The sequence below is a fragment of the Desulfitobacterium sp. LBE genome, assembly GCF_007830365.1.
GTDB lineage: Bacteria > Bacillota > Desulfitobacteriia > Desulfitobacteriales > Desulfitobacteriaceae > Desulfitobacterium > Desulfitobacterium hafniense.
In genome coordinates, this window is record NZ_VLKD01000001.1 from 1,454,412 (window position 1) to 1,471,348 (window position 16,937).

17 protein-coding genes are annotated in these 16,937 nt (G+C 50.0%); 1 reads left to right on the forward strand and 16 read right to left on the reverse strand.

The features are described from left to right. Positions 1–21 precede the first annotated feature (21 nt). From DESLBE_RS07025 to DESLBE_RS07080, 12 genes are all read right to left on the reverse strand, one after another. The gene (locus DESLBE_RS07025; RefSeq protein WP_144675953.1) at positions 22–1,197 is read right to left on the reverse strand and encodes a UxaA family hydrolase; all 1,176 of its coding nucleotides are present in this window, start codon (positions 1,195–1,197) and stop codon (positions 22–24) included. After that, positions 1,198–1,479, reverse strand: coding sequence for a UxaA family hydrolase (locus DESLBE_RS07030; RefSeq protein WP_144675955.1), 282 nt, complete (start codon positions 1,477–1,479; stop codon positions 1,198–1,200). Positions 1,480–1,492: 13 nt separating this feature from the next. Then, positions 1,493–2,398 (reverse strand): dihydrodipicolinate synthase family protein, encoded by a 906-nt coding sequence (locus DESLBE_RS07035; RefSeq protein ID WP_144675957.1) that lies wholly within the window; start codon positions 2,396–2,398, stop codon positions 1,493–1,495. 319 nt (positions 2,399–2,717) lie between these two features. Then, positions 2,718–3,362, reverse strand: a complete 645-nt coding sequence (locus DESLBE_RS07040) for a fumarylacetoacetate hydrolase family protein (protein ID WP_144675959.1) — start codon at positions 3,360–3,362, stop codon at positions 2,718–2,720. A 196-nt stretch (positions 3,363–3,558) separates the two neighbouring features. Continuing rightward, positions 3,559–4,149 carry a DUF2680 domain-containing protein gene (locus tag DESLBE_RS07045; RefSeq protein WP_144675961.1) on the reverse strand — a complete coding sequence of 197 codons (591 nt, stop codon included), beginning with the start codon at positions 4,147–4,149 and terminating at the stop codon, positions 3,559–3,561. Between the two features lie 228 nt (positions 4,150–4,377). Continuing rightward, positions 4,378–5,097, reverse strand: a complete 720-nt coding sequence (locus DESLBE_RS07050; RefSeq protein WP_144675963.1) for a cytochrome c biogenesis protein CcdA — start codon at positions 5,095–5,097, stop codon at positions 4,378–4,380. Positions 5,098–5,121: 24 nt separating this feature from the next. Continuing rightward, a complete protein-coding gene (locus tag DESLBE_RS07055) occupies positions 5,122–6,489 on the reverse strand; it encodes an ATP-binding protein (RefSeq protein WP_144675965.1) in 1,368 nt (455 codons plus the stop codon). A 1-nt stretch (position 6,490) separates the two neighbouring features. After that, positions 6,491–7,201, reverse strand: coding sequence for a LytTR family DNA-binding domain-containing protein (locus DESLBE_RS07060; RefSeq protein WP_144675967.1), 711 nt, complete (start codon positions 7,199–7,201; stop codon positions 6,491–6,493). Positions 7,202–7,237: 36 nt separating this feature from the next. Continuing rightward, on the reverse strand, positions 7,238–8,344 hold the full coding sequence (locus tag DESLBE_RS07065) for a coproporphyrinogen III oxidase (RefSeq protein ID WP_144675969.1): 1,107 nt from the start codon (positions 8,342–8,344) through the stop codon (positions 7,238–7,240). A gap of 111 nt (positions 8,345–8,455) precedes the next feature. Further along, a complete protein-coding gene (locus DESLBE_RS07070; protein WP_144675971.1) occupies positions 8,456–10,405 on the reverse strand; it encodes an FAD-binding protein in 1,950 nt (649 codons plus the stop codon). A gap of 21 nt (positions 10,406–10,426) precedes the next feature. Continuing rightward, complete coding sequence (locus DESLBE_RS07075) at positions 10,427–12,196, reverse strand: FAD-dependent oxidoreductase (RefSeq protein ID WP_144675973.1); 1,770 nt, start codon at positions 12,194–12,196, stop codon at positions 10,427–10,429. Positions 12,197–12,426: 230 nt separating this feature from the next. Further along, entirely contained in the window at positions 12,427–12,807 is a 381-nt protein-coding gene (locus DESLBE_RS07080) for a NusG domain II-containing protein (protein WP_144675975.1), read from the reverse strand. Between the two features lie 354 nt (positions 12,808–13,161). Here DESLBE_RS07080 and DESLBE_RS07085 point away from each other — a divergent pair, with 354 nt between their 5' ends. Then, entirely contained in the window at positions 13,162–15,054 is a 1,893-nt protein-coding gene (locus DESLBE_RS07085) for a substrate-binding domain-containing protein (RefSeq protein WP_144675977.1), read from the forward strand. 11 nt (positions 15,055–15,065) lie between these two features. Here the strand turns inward: DESLBE_RS07085 and DESLBE_RS07090 are convergent, their stop codons facing one another. The 4 genes from DESLBE_RS07090 to DESLBE_RS07100 all read right to left on the reverse strand — a co-directional run bounded on the left by DESLBE_RS07090 (position 15,066) and on the right by DESLBE_RS07100 (position 16,913). Next, a complete protein-coding gene (locus tag DESLBE_RS07090; protein WP_144675979.1) occupies positions 15,066–15,362 on the reverse strand; it encodes a hypothetical protein in 297 nt (98 codons plus the stop codon). Positions 15,363–15,494: 132 nt separating this feature from the next. Then, positions 15,495–15,641, reverse strand: coding sequence for a hypothetical protein (locus DESLBE_RS26510; protein ID WP_172625399.1), 147 nt, complete (start codon positions 15,639–15,641; stop codon positions 15,495–15,497). Positions 15,642–15,712: 71 nt separating this feature from the next. Continuing rightward, complete coding sequence (locus tag DESLBE_RS07095; protein ID WP_015943773.1) at positions 15,713–16,072, reverse strand: NifB/NifX family molybdenum-iron cluster-binding protein; 360 nt, start codon at positions 16,070–16,072, stop codon at positions 15,713–15,715. Further along, positions 16,065–16,913 carry an Mrp/NBP35 family ATP-binding protein gene (locus DESLBE_RS07100; protein WP_144675981.1) on the reverse strand — a complete coding sequence of 283 codons (849 nt, stop codon included), beginning with the start codon at positions 16,911–16,913 and terminating at the stop codon, positions 16,065–16,067. Before DESLBE_RS07100 ends, DESLBE_RS07095 begins: the two co-directional genes overlap by 8 nt. Between the last annotated feature and the right edge of the window lie 24 nt (positions 16,914–16,937).

Consider the following 16,937-nt stretch of genomic DNA (forward strand, 5'->3'; position numbering starts at 1 on the left):
CTCCTTTTATTAGTTTGCTCTTTATAAATCTCTTCGGCCCACGCAGAACAATTCGTCGGCTCCAATCCATTCGGATTTGGTTTTCTCGCCGTTGGCTATGCGGATCACCATATCCAAAAGTTCCTTTCCTTTTTCCTCAATGGAAGTCCCTTGGGAAATAATATCCCCGGCATTAAAATCGAAGTTATCTTTCATCTGCTCAAAAGTAAACTCATTGCCGGTGATCTTAACAACCGGTGCAAAAGGGAATCCTGTGGGATTGCCGCGGCCGGTTGTAAAGGCCACGATTTGAGCTCCGCATCCGATCATCCCTGTTACGACTTCACCGTCATGGCTTTCATAATTCATTAAAAACATGCCTTTTTTACCAGACTCCGGGGGAACCGCGTATTCTAAGACATCCACAATAGGAGAGCTCCCTGACTTATGAACGCCGCCCATAGCTTTTTCTACAATGGAACTGACTCCGCCGCTGAAGTTTCCTGGAGAAATCAGAGCGTTGCGCCCTTCATAACGCTCATCGATGCGATTGCGCAGGATATCCTCCACCTCATAAATAGCGGCATACACCTTTTTAGCTACATCTTCACTAACTGCCCGTTCCGCCAGAATATCTTCCGTACCAAGCAATTCATTAAGTTCCGACAAAATTGCGCTTCCGCCTTGCTCACAAAGCAGATCCGACATCGCTCCCAGAGTAGGATTGGCTGCAAGTCCGCTGGTTGCATCAGTTCCGCCGCATTTCAGGGCGACCATCAATTCGGAAATATCGCATTCTTCACGAGGGCGGTTAAACTCTTGACGAGCAAATTCCCGGACTATGCCGACCCCTTTTTCAACGGTGGGAAGGGTACCCCCTTCTTCCTGAATGATAATCATCTCCACAGGCTTACCCGATTTCTTAATCCCTTCATACAATTCGTTGGGTGTGAAACGCTCGCACCCTAACCCTACAACAAGGACCGCCCCAATATTGGGATGAGTTCCCATGGCAATCAATGTCCTCGCCGTCAGTTCAAAATCGTAGCCAATTTGCCCGCAGCCCAGGGGATGGCGGAGGGCGATTGCTCCTTCTACCTTACCGGCAATAAGTTCCGCTGTTTTATTGGCGCAAAAAACCGAGGGAATAACGGCAATATAATTACGAACACCTACTCTTCCATCAGGACGTCTATATCCCCTAAACTTCATGCCCATTTATTTCGTCTCCTTTTTCGTTCCGCGAATGCAGCTCATATTATGGCTATGAATCCAGGTGCCCTTGGCAACAGCATAGTTCATACGTCCAATTTCCACACCGTACTTAATCACTGCTTCATTCTCTTTTAAATCAACCATCGCCACTTTATGGGCAAACTCAATATCTTCTTGGAGAACTATCTCTCCCTGAGGGGTTTGAATACTATCCCCTTTGCCGGCATTTTCATAAAGCACCGCAACATTGTCTCTCGGGTCAACAATATGACTTCTTCTTAACATCAAATACGCCCCTTTATAGGTACTCGGCAAACTCTGCCAGAAACTCATCGATTTCCCGGCTGTTTTTTTCCGTCACATGATAAGCCGGCCGGCGGCAATAGCTGGATTTCAGGATCCCGCGCCGTTTGAGAATCTCCTTTTCAATCGCCAGGAGGGACTCCGGGTTAATCATCCAATCGCCAAGGTATTTTTCCATCTTACCGTAGATTTCTTTTGCTTTTTCCTCATTGCCGGCATCCAGCTCCTTGAAGATTGCCGCATAGAGTTCGGTGAAACCACCTACAGTCATTACCCCCCTGACCCCGATTTTATAGAGCTCGACAATTTCCAACCCTGCCCACCCTGTCAAGATGGGCATATCCGGTTTCAAGTCGAGGAATTTCTGCATAAAATCTTGCGCCGGGCGATACTCCATCTTAAAGGCCGCGTGAGGATACTTATCGGACATGGCCACCAGTTCTTCTTCAGGCAAATACAGCTTTGTGGCTAATGGGGCATATTGAATAAGCACAGGAATATCAACCGCTTCCAGTATGCAGATCATATGCCGGCGCACTTCCTCTACGGAGGGAGAAAAGTAGAAGGGGGGCATCACCATTAACATATCCACCCCAAGAGCTTGGTATTTTTGGGCCGTCTTTACCGCCACATCCGTGCTCCAGTCTGTAACAGACAATACACTGACCACCTTCCGGCCTTTAAGGGTATCCAAAAATACTTGGGTCAGCTCTGTTTTTTCAGCGTCGGTAAGCTTATGGTATTCGCTGGTCATGCCATATAAAACAACGCCCTCAGCTCCGGTTTTGGACAGATAATTAAGTTCCTTGGCAAATTCCTCATAGTCCACGCTTCCATCCTCTTGAAAAGGTGTAAATGCAATCGTATAGGAACCTTTAATTCTTTGCATTAAATCAGACATTATATCCCCTCTCCTTCCAAAGCAAATGTGTTCTCGGCACTCTTAAACAGACAAAGTCTGATTCACACTTCTAGGGATAGACTATCATAAAATAAATTTTTTGTCTATTCAAAGTTTTGCTCCCTATCACCTAATTCTTATCATTCAAAGGGAATCATCTGATAAATGAGAATGCTAAAAAGGCCTAAGTCAATCTCACTATGGAGACTTCTTTAGGCCTTTTACCTTGTCATGATTTTTGCTATTTTTTCTGAGCATTGCCATGCATTTAAAAGGTGTTATCTGGATGTAGCGCGATCAGCTGCTCCGCTCTCGCTAATTAGTCACTTATGAACAGCTCTCCCACTTGCTCTTCCTTCCACTTCAGTACAAAATGGTCTCCAGCAGCGGCTACACCGACACCGGCAGGCGTTCCGGTGAAAATAATATCCCCTTCAGCCAATCCGAAGTGTTGGGCACAGAATTCTATGATGGTGGGAATATCAAAAATCATCTCCTTGATATTTCCTCTTTGCACTTCCTGTCCATTCTTCTCAAGGGTAAAATCATGGCCGGCCGTCCCCTCCAGCCCTTCGAAAGGCAGCCATCGGGATAGTACGGCTGAATTAGGGAACCCTTTAGCCAGCAACCAGGGCAGTCCTTTTTTCTTCAGCTCATCCTGAACCTCTCTTAAGGTAAAGTCAATCCCTACAGCTATTTTATCAATAACCGCTTCGGCTTTCATGCCGGGTTCATAGTTTTTGCCCACATGAACAACCAACTCCACCTCGTAATGAACATCACCTTGGCCTTTGGGCATAACAACAGCCTGCCCCTGACCTTCCACCAGAGCATGAGTGGGCTTGGCAAAGAGAAAGGGGGAAGTTGGAACCGCATTGTTGAGTTCCTTGGCATGCTGCAGATAATTGCGACCGACACAATAAATGTTTTTTACTACCATATGTACCCCTCCAAAACGTTTCATTGAGTTTAACATAAAATAAATTATAACCTACATTAGGTACTACTGTCACTCCTTGACATATTTTTCAAATGCTTATGAATAATCCACCCAATAGATAAACCCGGGACAAAACATGATCATCGATCCGTTTTGTCCCGGGTATTCACGCTTAGCTATCTCCGCCTTGGCTATTTTAGCTGTTTATCTCCCGGCTAGTTTAGCTGTCTATGCTTTGAGTGTCCTTGCTTGGTAAGTCAAAACTCTTTCTGTCATGCATGCCTTTGCCAAAGCCCTTGTCTCCGGGGGCAAAGGTACCGTTCTTCATCGCCTCTTTTTGCTCATCCAGGCGGGCCTGAGCCTCGGTCAGCCATTCGGCAATCTGCTCATCCGTCATCTTTCCGGAACTTTTCATGGCTTCTTCCTGATCCTGCAAACGGGCCTGGGCTTTTTCCAGCCATTCAGTGATCTGTTCTTCGGTCAGGGGCTCACCGGCTTTGAACATCATGGTGTCGTGATGTTTCTCCAGACCCAGCCCCAGTCCCGGTACCTGGCCCTTATCCAGAGCTTCTTCACTGTGCTGCTTCCTCTGGCTGATGGATTCTTTCAGTTTATCCGCCTGTTCCTGAGTCAGGAGACCGGCTTCCACCTCTTTGTCCACGATTTGCTGCTGAATTCCAAACATCTGCTGAGTCAGGCTCTTGATTTCCGCCAGCTTGGCGGAATCGACCGCATCCGCTCCCAACACGGTGGTTGCCCCGGCTGCCAGAAGCACCGCACTCAGCACTCCGACCATAAGTTTTTTCTTCATTAAAAATTCCCTCCTTTTTTCGTCTTAACCCTTTATGTACGCCTTGGTCAAGACTACTCTTTCAGCATAACCCTCTTTGCTGAGAAAACGCTTAAAGCAACCTGAGTATCTCTTTAAGGCTTACTGAAAGTTTGCTGAAAAAGTGGAGGAACTCTTTGAACGCCCCGATCCTTAGCAAATGGCTGCAGCCTATTCGAGGCAGCAGCCATTTGCTAATTTGTTCAAGTGTTAATGTTGATGTTGATGTTGATGTCCAGACATGGCCTGTTCAAATCCAGGTTGTGTCACCAGGATATAGCCTGACAGCAGAATCAATAAGATACCTATCACCGGACGCAGCTGCTGGGTCCACCTGTTCATCTTGAATAATCTTCTTACCCCGGGGACAAAGGCCATAGCCAGCAGGAGGCTATGCCCCAGCCCAAAGGCTCCTAAAGCTAAGGAAGAATAGATCATGTGACCACTGGCCATAGCCGTTCCGCTCATCATCAGAATAACCGGTGTAGTACAAGGAGAGGGGGCCAAAGCGAAAAAACTGCCCAGGACCCAGGGGCTCAGGCCTTTCTGGTAAATATGCCGGAGGGGGCCGTTTTTCCGGGTAACATAAAACCCCGAGACCTTGACGGGAAACCGGAAACCCAGCAGGATTGCCCCGGCAGCAAGGTATAAAACGCCTAAGAAGATCGCCCAGTACATACCGGGCAAACGGAAAAGTATCCCCACCCGGGCGGCCAGAGCACCGATCAGCATCAGGGTTAAGGTAAACCCTAAGATAAACTGAATAACCCGGCTATACCCTTCCTGACGTGCCCCACCTATTACTAAGGGGATCATGGCTCCCATGCAGGGATTAATGGACAGAACAATTCCTCCCATAAACATGGAGACCATTAACCACCAGGAGCCATTTTCCATACCGAGCATCAAAGAGTGAGCTAAGGAATCCATTCTTCACCACCCTTTCTTGACCTTTTAAGGTATTTTTATGTCCAAGAAAGAGGTTAAAGAACCAGAAACGTCCTCATCCCGCTTTGTTTTCGGGAACAATATATTCAGCGCAAACCAATCTTCTGCGGCATCTATGCTGACATTCCCTCCGTATTCCTGTACGGCGAGATCGATGATGGAGATTCCGGCTCCATGACCATCGGGATCCGGCTTCGTGGAAAGCAGCTTCCCTTCATGCCACCTCAATCGACCGCTGTAATAATTTTCAAAGCGCAGGATCACCCAGTTATCCCCTTCAGAAACACGGATGGTCAGCTCTTTTTTGTTTTCTTCAACGTATTGCAGGGCTTGAATCCCATTATCGATGGCATTGCCGAAAATAGTGGCGATGGCCAGAGGCTTCAGAAAGCTGAGCAGCTTGCCATCCAGCAGCATAATCATCCTTATCCCCATTTGCGAGCATTCCATTCCTTTGCTGATCAGGACGACGTCAAGTGCTTCGTTGCCGGTATGGTGCAATTGGTCGTAAGCATTTATTTCCTGTTCGATCTGCCGGATATATTCTTCGCGTTCTTTGCCATGTTCAGCCACATCAAGGCAGAGCAGATGGTTTTTGAAGTCATGGTACCTGCGGTTCAGGATATCCACCGTTTCTTTCCTGAGCCGGTATTGCTCGTGCTGGCTTTGCAGCATGGCTTCCATGCGTGCCAGCTCGATTTCCTTTTGACCGAGGGCCAGAGTATTGTTGTATCCCATGACCACAACCAGACCGCAAAAGCTGCACACTTGAGCGATGATCGCCGTGGTCAGAGGCAGGTTTGTTTGCTCAAAGCCCATGATAAGCCCCAGATTGGTAATATAAATCACGGGGATAATCGCAATATACAGCCAGAGCAATTGACGCCAGCTCTTTTTCTGGTTGGTGTGCATTGATTTGTTAACAAGCCGGAAGCTTGCCTGCAAAAGCAGAAAATAGAGTGCCGTATAGACAATGCGCAGGGTAACGGAGGCCTCGGGAACGGTAAAATTAACCCCATGCAGGGCAAAGGATAAGCGCATGACCGTTTGGCGGAGGGCATGAACACAGAGAAAGATCAGCAGCAGGTAATACACGCCGTTATTGGGCGATATTTGGAATTTAACCATGATATAAGCATATAAGAGGGAATAATAAGCGAAGGTAATGTAAAAAAACTCGTTTTCAATGTCAGGGATTAAATAGACCATTTCCCGGGACAGCATCAGCAGAAAGGCAAATGTCAAGGTCAGGCCTATATTGATCAGCCTATGCTCTTTTCTTTTTTTACAGGCGGAAAGAAAGGAGGCAATTGCCGTTAATTCACAGATTCGCAAACTAAACAAAAACAGATTGTTAAGAACAGAAAGCTCCATTTTAAATCTTGCTCCCCAAATAATTTCCGATGGCGTCCAGAAACGCTTTGCGGCGATGCTTGCTGACAGGAATTCGGGCCGAGCCGACCATGGCATAGTCTTTGCCGACGGACCGTACATAGGCCACGTTAACCAGGTATCCGGCATGGCATCTGAAGAAACGCCCGTCATTCAGCTTTTCTTCAATGCTGTGCAGTGTATCGTTGCAGCGGTAAATCTCCGTATCCGTATGGATGAATAACTTACGCGCCACAATCTCGAAGTACAAAATTCCGGAAAGCTGCAGGTTGACAATTTGGTCAAGCACCTTGAAGCGTACACAGGAGTGGCTAGTGCGGTTCAGGCGTTGAGTCGCCCGATAGAGCTTCTGGGCAAAAACACTGTATTCCACAGGTTTGACGATAAAATCAAAGGCCCGCACGGAATACCCCTGCACGGCGTACTGCACAAGGTTGGTTATGAAAATAATAAGCACATTTTCATCGCTTTTCCTGATCTCCTGTGCTGTCGCCATGCCGTTCATATACTGCATGTGAATATCCAGCAAGAGGATGTCAAATTTACCGGAGCTGAACGATTCCAGAAATTCCTCGCCGTCCGGATACACGTGTACAAACAGGGGCTCCTCTTTTTCTGCTTGGAAACGGTCCAGATATTCCTTTAACAGTTCCCGGTCTTTGTTTTCATCTTCAACAATCGCAATATGGATCATGTCAGCTACACCCACCGTATTTGCTTTTGTATCAACTTAATTGGCAAAGATAACTTTCTGTATCTCATCGATGTGAAAAAGCCCTTCTTCAGTGGGTACATACCTTCCATCCAGACAGCTTATAAAGGATTGCTTCAGCAATAGTTGCAGAGACGGACCCATTGCCGCCCCAGCTCCTTCTCCAAAACGCGCAGCAAATTCCTCCTCCGAAAATCCTTCCGCTAATTGCAGCCGCAGAGCGGCGAAGCGTTTCTGCCGGGCCTTCTCATCCAAATACAGCACATTTTCCGTAATCTCTTCGTATTGACCGGCCCATTTCAGATATTTTGCCAAATCTGTCGTATTCGTAATTCCGTATCCGTCCACATAGGACTTGGCCCCGACGCCAAACCCGATGTGATCCATACCTTGGCTCGTATAATAAAAATGCCTGCTTTCATAGCCCTTTTTGGCAAAATGTCCGGCCGCGTATTGGCAGAAGCCTTTTCCTTTCAGGTATTCCAGGCTATACCGGTATTGATCCCTGCACTCCTCAGCGCTTACCCCCTCCTGCTCAGACAGTTCAAACCGTCTCAGAGTGATATGGGATAGAGCCGGCAAGGCCAGGCATGTAACAAGGGAGTTGCGTAATGCGGCTTTGGTCTGACCGGGAATCCCATACATCACATCAGCGTTGACATTCCTATAGTTGAACATCCCCAACATAGTCAAGCCATCTTCAAGATCCGCCAGTCGGTAGGACGTGCCCAGATAGTCCAGCATTTTGTCACTGGCGCAAAGGGCCTCCACGCTGATCCGGTTGAAATTGCACATATTCAGCCCCGACAGGCAGGGCGATACCAGAGTTTCCGGAGCAGCCGCGATGGTCAGCTCCAGATATTCAGCCATTTGATACGCTCTCTTAAAGCGGAGCAGCAGCCGCGCCAGCTTATCCGGGGACAATACGGTAGCTGCTCCGCCGCCCACATAGATGCTTTGGACTGTTTTCCCCTCCAGCAGCTCCCCGGCATGATCGATCTCCCGTTCCAAGGCCTCCAGGTAAGCATTGCGGGTTCCTTTCCCCGCAGGCCGGATATGAGAGGATTCGCCTCTGCGCCTTCTGATGCAAAAAGGGATATTGACAAACACGGTCACTGAACTCATTGGCACAGCCTCCATCCAACCAGATCTTGTAACAAAAAGCACACACGCTGTCCGAAAGCGGAGCCAGGAAATCCTTTGCCTCCGGACAGCAGCATGCCTAATGAGGGTTTGCTAGATGCCTTGGGCGGCATTCTTTCCTGCCAGCCAGCCGTGGGTCATGGCCATGCCCAGGGAATTGCCGGCCATCGGGGTGACGTATTCCAGTCCATAGCGGTTGCCCAGGCAATTTCCGCAGGTATAAAGCCCTTTGATGGGGTCTTCCTTGTTCCCCGCCCGGGCAACCCGGAATTCCTCGTCGGCAACCACCCCTGCCAGCGTGACCAGGCCCAGGCTTGGCTTGCTGTTCAGCTCGCTTTTACCGCCGTAAAAAGGCGCTTCGTCTACAGGGATCATCAGGTTCTTCTGCTTGCCGTAATCAATATCCCCTTCCGCCGAACGGCACAGCTCATTGTAGTGGGCAACTTCCGCCAGGAAGGTTTTCTTGGCGTCTCCCGTATAACCCAGAAAATCAGCCAGTTCATCCAGGGTATTGGCGGCATACACCGTTCCTTTCATATAAGCCAGGCTTTCCGCCACGGCGACGCCGGAAATCTGGGTACCTTCCGGATTGCCGACCTCTATGCTGTTGAAACCCTCCAACATAGCGTCCGCCATTTCCTTCCAGCCAAAGTTAGGGGCTCCGTGGTCAAGACCGCCCTTAAACAAGGTTTGGAACACCTTTTTATCCGTGACGAAGGAGGCCAAACCCTGGGGCTGGCGGAACATAATGCCGCTTGCCGTCGCTGTACCTGCTTCATTATGGAAGCGCCTGCCTTTTTTATTGAGCTGAAGAAAGGGGCCTGCTCCCCATGGTCCGGAAGGACCGGATTTTTTGCCCATGCAGCCTCTTGGCGTCGTTTCCATGATTCCGCCTGCCCAGCACATCATTTTATGTCCGGTCCCGCTGCGGGTTGAGGTATATTGCCAGTCGGCCACTGTCTGGCCGGAGCGCTCCGCCCATTCCATGTACTCATTAAGAAGAGCCCAGCACATCTCGGGATTCCCTTTAAAATCGCCGGCCGCCATGACAACCCCTTGGCGGGCATTAAACTGCTTGTAAGTACCGGGGCTGTTCAGATCCTCGGCAATTACGCCCGTCACATGACCGCCGGCGTCTTGAACAAGCACAACCCCTGTATGCTCAAAGTACCAGGTGGCGCCGTGTTCCTGGGCGTAATAGCAAATGTATTTATTGAAATACTCGATGTTGTTCCCCTGATGTCCATAAAACTGGATATTGCAGGGCCAGGTCTTATAATCGCCGACCTGCATGGGGTAAACCTGGTCTTCGTCATGCTGGTGATGGACGACGGATAAAGGATATTGGGTCATATCCGAATAATCCACCGTGACATCGTCTTTGCCGTGCAGCTCTTTTTTCACCACAACGGCGCTGTCCTCCTGAATCCGCCTGTCCCCCATGCTGGCGTAGATTTCCATCATCCGGTCCAGCATGGGGCCGGAATTCTGAACGTATTTCCTGATTAGATCAGGATCGCAGCGACCCATGGTGCGCTTGACAAACTCATAGGCGATCTCGCCGGTATTGTAAGGACCAAAGCCGCGTCCGATCAGCCATTTGGAATTGACATGGCCGATATCCTCGCCGTACCAGCCGCTGCGGTTGGTGCCATCGCCTTTAAGATCAACGAATGAACTCCAGGGCTGGGTTTCAATTACGGCGACGCTGGCGCCTTCATCCACCGCTCCCAGAGCCGCCAGCAGGCCGGAATGACCGCCGCCAACCACCACCACATCTTTCTCGATCACTTCTTTGATGGCGGCCGCCTCGATCTGAGGCGCCTTTCCCAGCCAATCGCCGGTGCTGCACATACCAAAGATGCGCTCACCCTCTGAAGCCGCAACTGGTGCGCCATTTCCCTCAGGGGCCGGTGCCCCGGCCGGTGCAGAACTGTCGCAAGCGGTCAATACCCCCATGGCGGCAAGACCGACCGCTCCCACCGCACTGCTTTTCAGAAAGTCTCTCCGGGAGAATCCTTTTTTTACTTCGTGATTGCTCATAAACTTTCCTCCTTTGTACAGTTAGACCCCTTGGGCGCAGTTTTTGCCGGCGGCATACCCGTAGTATACGCAAAGGGAATGGCTGATTCCGCGCATACAAATCGGATATTCCACAGCGAAGCGGTTGCCCATGACGTTGCCGCATACATAGAGTCCGGAAATGACCTGCCGCTCCGGATTTTTGGCATCCACAGCCGTGAAGGTACGGCAATCCTCATCGCTTTCCAGGCCGCCTATGCAGACGAGCATGGCGGCCGTCCCCCATTTGGTGGCATAGAAAGGAGCCTTCTCAATGGGGAACATTCGCTTGGCGCTTTTGCCGAAATCTTCGTCCCTGCCGGCTTTGGCCAGTTCGTTGTAACGCTGGACAGAGGCAAGCGCCCTTTCCAACCCTTCCCCTGCAAAGCCCAAATTGCGGAGGAGCTCTGGGATGGTATTGCCCTGGGCGGCAAAACTATCCGCTTTTTTGGCTGATAGCTTGGTGTACTGGCGATCGGCAAAGTTGGGATTGGACTCATCCTCATCTTCCGGAATGATGTAGCAGAGACCCCCGTGGGCCGGAGCCATAAAAGGAATCTGCTTACCCCAGTCGGAGTCAAAAATCTGAAACGAAGTCAATTCCGGCTGCAGTTCAATCTGGTTATGCAGCTGCTGGCCGGGAATATCCTCGTTCATGAACCGCTCACCATGCTTGTTGAGCTGCAGGAAAGGGGTGACTCCCATACCGCTGCCCATATGATGGGTCATCGGCGCATGATAATCCTGAACTTTAGCGCCAATCCAGGCTCCCATGCGCAGTCCGTCACCGGTATCGACGGGATTGCCCTCCACATCCTTGCCCAACATGCCCATGGCACCCATATTCCCAACACCCTTTTCGATAACCTCAGGGGCAAAATGCCGCAGGATCTTCTCATCGCCGGCATTATCACCCGTGGCCAGAACAACTCCCCTGTCGGCATTAAACTGCAGGTATTTGCCGTTTTTCGCGTCGCGCACGATGATCCCGGTCACACGTCCCGTATCATTTTTCAGCAATTTGGTGCCGAAGCAGCCATAGAAGACCTTGGCTCCCTTGGCCAGGGCGGCATTAAGATTGGCTTCCACCACAAATCCCTGCTGATCCCTGCGGCTGGAGCGGAATTCCATGGATGACGGGAAGGTGGGAAAGTCTTCTTCCGCATAATTGTAGCCTTCCGGCAGAGGCCAGGACAATGGCACCAGAATCCCCTTATCGAACTGCTCCTGGGTTACAGCCTGGCGTGTGGTAGTGCAGATGGTAAGGTCCGGATAAGCTTCGATGAACCAGTCCATGACCTCGTGAGCATGCTCCGCCCATTTCTTCAGAATGGTACGCTTGTTGCGGTATGTGCATTCCTTCATGAGGCGATCCACAACCACATCGGTGGGTACAATATTTTCACGTCCCCACCGCTTGTTCAGGGTACCGTTTAAAAGGGCGTATTCCCCCGAACGGCAGTTAAATGATTCCGATTTTTCGATAATGGCGACCCTGGCACCTTCTTCAGCCGCTGCCCGCGCCGCGCAAATGCCTGCTAACCCTGCGCCGACAATGACCACATCAAAGGTCTGGGTCTCTGCTATGGAACCTGTTGCCGGTTCAGGGCCCAGCCAATCGTCAGCTGTTGCCCCCGGGGCGGGCTGTTCGGTTTCCGGTGTTGCGGCAGCCGGTGCTTGAGGAGCGCAACCGGCCAAACCTGTGACCGCGATTGCGCCGACCGCTCCCGCGGCTCCTTTGAGAAAACCGCGCCGAGAAATTTCGTTACTCATGACAATCCTTTCCTCCCTTATAATCTGAGAAGTATACCAGCTTAAGGGGCTGATTCATTCCTCCTTTCTTATTGTTTATATTTTATAACTTTTTTCACAAAGTATAAGCTTCGATGTTTACTTGGTCCTGAATCGTGTTTATTTGGCGCAACAAAAAAGAGCCGACTCAGGATGCCCATTTTGCGCCACCTGAACAAGCTCAGTGTAAATCTCAAATTGCTTATTTTCTTCTACAGTATTTCGTCGTTTTTATCATCCAGTCCCTGAATCGTGACAATAATTTTATTGGGTAAGCAAACGATGGCTTGGCTTGGCCTGGCAATCCAGCTGGTTTCCGAGCAAATCCTCTCGGGGCAAATCTCTTTAGGCATCTCCAGCATTCTTACTTTACCGTTTTTCACTTCAAGATAACCGGTTTGCTCTCCAAACTTAAATTCATAGGTTTGCATTTCCTCTTCAACCACGAGAGGGATTCTTTGCTTTACTTCATTGTCAATGACAATAACAATGCTGGCATTTGCCTGAGCGGTTTTTGCCAGGGTCATCGTGCCCAGCAAAATACTGCTTATGAGCACGATGCCGATAACGAGCAACTTCTCAACTTTTTTCATCTTTAATCCCCATAAGTTATTTCCAAAAGGTTGTTTCCATAACATTGGCATTATAGCAGGCAAATTTGATTACTTAGTGAATGAGCTGTGAATAACTTATGAAGAAATTATTGCTCTATAACATTTAGAAATTAGTACCCTATAGCATTTAGCAAATGATCGGGATAACCTATTCTCGATAGTTTGCATTATGGCTCAGTGGCTCCCGTTATTGATCCACTTATCTAAAAGAGGGATATGTCTCTTTTATAGAGAAAGACATTTCAAGGTATTGCCTTATAAGACGTATGAAGGTATGAACGTCTAATACATATGACAGAGGCGTTCATGGAGCTTGGGAAAGGAGCAAAAAGGATGAAAAAATTTCTGCTCATCATAATGTGCTTTGTAATCTTGGGCGGCTGTGCAAAACTTGGGAAGCCGGAAACGTTCCTGTTTACGGAGGAAAACTATCCCCGCATCGACGGCTCGACGGCTACGATTCCGCTGATTGAGGCTGTGGAGTGCGCACTGCTGGGGAAGGCCCGCACAGACGTTAAGGTCAATGTGAGCAAGACCAGCGGCGCCTATGAGGCCCTCGCAACCAACAAAGCGGACCTCCTGCTGGTGTATGACGGGGGCGATGAGACCCGGAAGCAGGTCAACGCCGATGAACTGTTTGAAACCGCCCCCATCGGGAAGGACGCTCTTGTCTTCCTGGTCAACCAGGATAACCCTGTGGAAAACCTCACCACCGAGCAGGTACAAAAAATCTTTTCCGGCGAATACACTAATTGGAGCCATTTGGGCGGCAACGATGAGCCCATCAGAGCCTATCAGCGCGGAATCGGCTCCGGGAGCCAGGCGTTGATGGATAAGCTCGTCATGCAGGGACTTCCCATGGCGGAGCCTGCCAAGGTGCGGGTGATTGAAAGCATGGGCGGGCTGATTGACGCCGTTGCGAACTTTGTGGGCGGCCCCACGGGAATCGGTTATAATGTATTTTACTATGTGACGGAGATGCGGAAGAACAACTATATCAAGCTCCTGTCCGTCGACGGGGTAGAGCCCACCTATGAAAGCATTCAGTCGGGGGCTTATCCTTTTGTCAGCGAATTTTACTCCGTCATCCGCAAGAGCGAGCCGGCGGACTCCCCCGCCCGCGCTCTGCATGAGTGGATGCTCAGCGATGAGGCCCAAAACCTGATGGCAAGCGAGAAATATGTGGCCCTTCACGCCAATCCTAAGGCGAACACCCCCCATGTGGACGGAAACTATGCCATGTATCCCCAGGGCGAGGAGCCGGTCTATTTTCCAGGGACAAATCCCTATGCCCTGACACCGTCCAAGGCTTACGGTAAGCTGTACTTTTACCTCGGAGCCATCCATAGCGAATCGTCCTCATCGCCACAATTTTACGGTCTGTGCACCGCGGACGGAAAAATCGTCACGGAGCCGATTTACACTGTCGCGACCCTGCTGACGGACAGCAAGGGCAACACGGCCTACCTGTGCTTCCGCTCCGACCTGGCACGGAAGACGCTCAGCAATCCCGCCATTCTGTTTACAACAGATGGAAGCTGGGTCAAGGACTATGACGACGCCCAATTCTGCTACGGTTTTAACGGAGCGGCCGATTCGGTCATCAACGCAGACTTTATCGCTGTGAAGAAGGATGGCCAGTGGGGCGCTGTGAACATGAACGGGGAAACCGTGCTCCCTTTCGACAGGAGCACTCCCGACGGTATCTATGGGCAGCCGGACTTCAGAAACTCAGGGCCAGAGCTGATGCTGGGAATCACGGCGGACCGGTATCTGGCCAGCGGGAAGCTTTACGACGCCAAGGGCAGGCTGATTGCCGACGACATCAAAGGCCTGCCCATGGCGGCGGCCGGAAACTACTTTGTGACAACAGATTTTAGTGCACAAAGCGCTCCAGTGGTCATCTATACCTACACCCTTGACGGAAAAATGCTGGCAAAGCTGGAGAGCAGCTCTGAGTTAGTCCAATGGGCTTCACCTTGCGGGGACTATGTGCTGGCGCGCCTGGAGGACCGGATTAAAGTCTATGACAGGCAACTCCAAGAGCTGTATGAACTTCCCCTCAGGCTTGATGAAACGGAGCATCGCTACGCCTATATGCGGCAAGGAGCAGGCGTGCTGTATGATTCTAACCTGACTACGAAATTCCACCACACCTACCTGCCGGACGGGACAAAACTGGTCACCTGGTACGACCCCGACATGGGGGAAAACTTTGCGCAGTAAGATGCCCTATTTTAGTTCTTGTTGTTAATTTCTTTCTCCATGCGCAGGATTTCTTCCAGTGGAAGATGAGTCGCTTTAGCTATTACTTCCGGACTCATTCCCATGGTCAGCATGGTTCGGGCGGTTTCCCTTTTCTCCTCTTGTCTGCCTTCTTCCCGGATCCATTGTTCAATCTGGGTCATTTTCAACACCTCCAACAATTTCCTTTTGTTACTCTCGGACATAATCTTGTCGGTGATCACGATCAGCGCGGCAATGGTGAATAGTTTCGTCTTTTCATCGGCAGCCTTGGCCAGCTCTGCCGCCATTTTTGATCGTTTACCTGCCCCTCTTCGCGAAGAACAATCTCTTCGATCGACGGTTCGATTGATTGAACCGTCTCTAAAATTATGGACTTATAACGACTTTCAAGCCAATCCAGACAATTATCATCAGCTCAGTCACGGAGTGAGGATAATAAAGCTGAGATACTTTCCGCCAAGCAGGAAATACGGGAAAAGCTGAAAACCTTCGTTCGCCGGCGAACCGGCAGGAGTATGGCGTGGATAACACAGGGCATACTCTATGCCAAAGAGGGCTTCTGGCATCTGCCAGTCGCCCTCTTTGGTTATTTTTCTGACTGTCTTACTGCGACAGCGCCTTTCGTATCTATCAGGATTCACTCTCCGCACTCACCATGATGTTGGTGGTCATGGCAAACGGAACCGGTGGATTTAAGAGTCCCTTTAAGATATTCTTCCACAACATCCTGGGTATTGCCGGCTGCTCCCGTGATCACTTCGATGCCCTTTTCATTAAAGATATCGATGGCACCTGCCCCCATGCCACCTGAGATGATCACATTGACGCCCATGTCATTAAGGAAGTTAGGCAAAAAACCAGGCTTATGCCCAGGGTTTGGCAGGCAGCCGCTCTTAACAATCCGGTTCTCTTCGGCTTCAAAAATATTGAAGTTTACGCAGTGGCCAAAATGCTCCGCCACTCTTTCCATTTCACTTGCTACTGCAATTTTAAGCATCTTTCATTCCCTCCATTTTTTCCAATAGTTCAGCTGCCAGGTCAAACCAATTTACCTCAACCTGTTCTATGGTTCCCTGATCGCAGGCCGCGGCTATTTGGGGTTCAATCGGCAATTTGGCGAGAATCTTTAAATGATGTTCAGCGGCGATCTCTTCAAGATGACTGTCGCCAAAGATCTGATACTCTTTGCCGTTGTCAGGGCATTTAAAATAGGACATATTTTCAACCAGACCCAGAACAGGAATCTTCATCATTTCCGCCATCTTGACGGCCTTGGTGACAATCATGGCTACCAGCTCCTGCGGAGAAGTGACGACGATAATTCCATCCACCGGCAGGGATTGAAACACTGTGAGGGGAACATCGCCGGTTCCGGGGGGCATGTCGATGAACATGAAATCCACATCCCTCCAGATGGCATCTGTCCAGAACTGCTTGACGATCCCGGCGATAATCGGTCCCCGCCAAATCACAGGATCGGTATCCTTTGCCAAAAGCAAATTAATCGACATAATATCAATACCGGCTTCACTTTTAACAGGAATCAGGCCGGATTCACCGCCCCGGGCTTTCTCCTTAAGACCAAAGGCTTTGGGAATGGAAGGTCCTGTCACATCGGCATCAAGAATCGCCGTATGGTAGCCTCTTTTCTTCATGGCAACGGCAAGCATGGAGGTGACAAGGGATTTTCCCACCCCGCCTTTGCCGCTGACGATACCGATAACCTTTTTGACCCTGCTCTGCTCATGGAGCTTTGCGGAGAAATCGGGGTTGCCTTCTTTGCGGTCTGCGCAGTCCTCCCCGCAACTGCTGCAGCTTTCATTGCATTGTTCGCTCATAGTTTTGTCTCCTTTATTATCAGA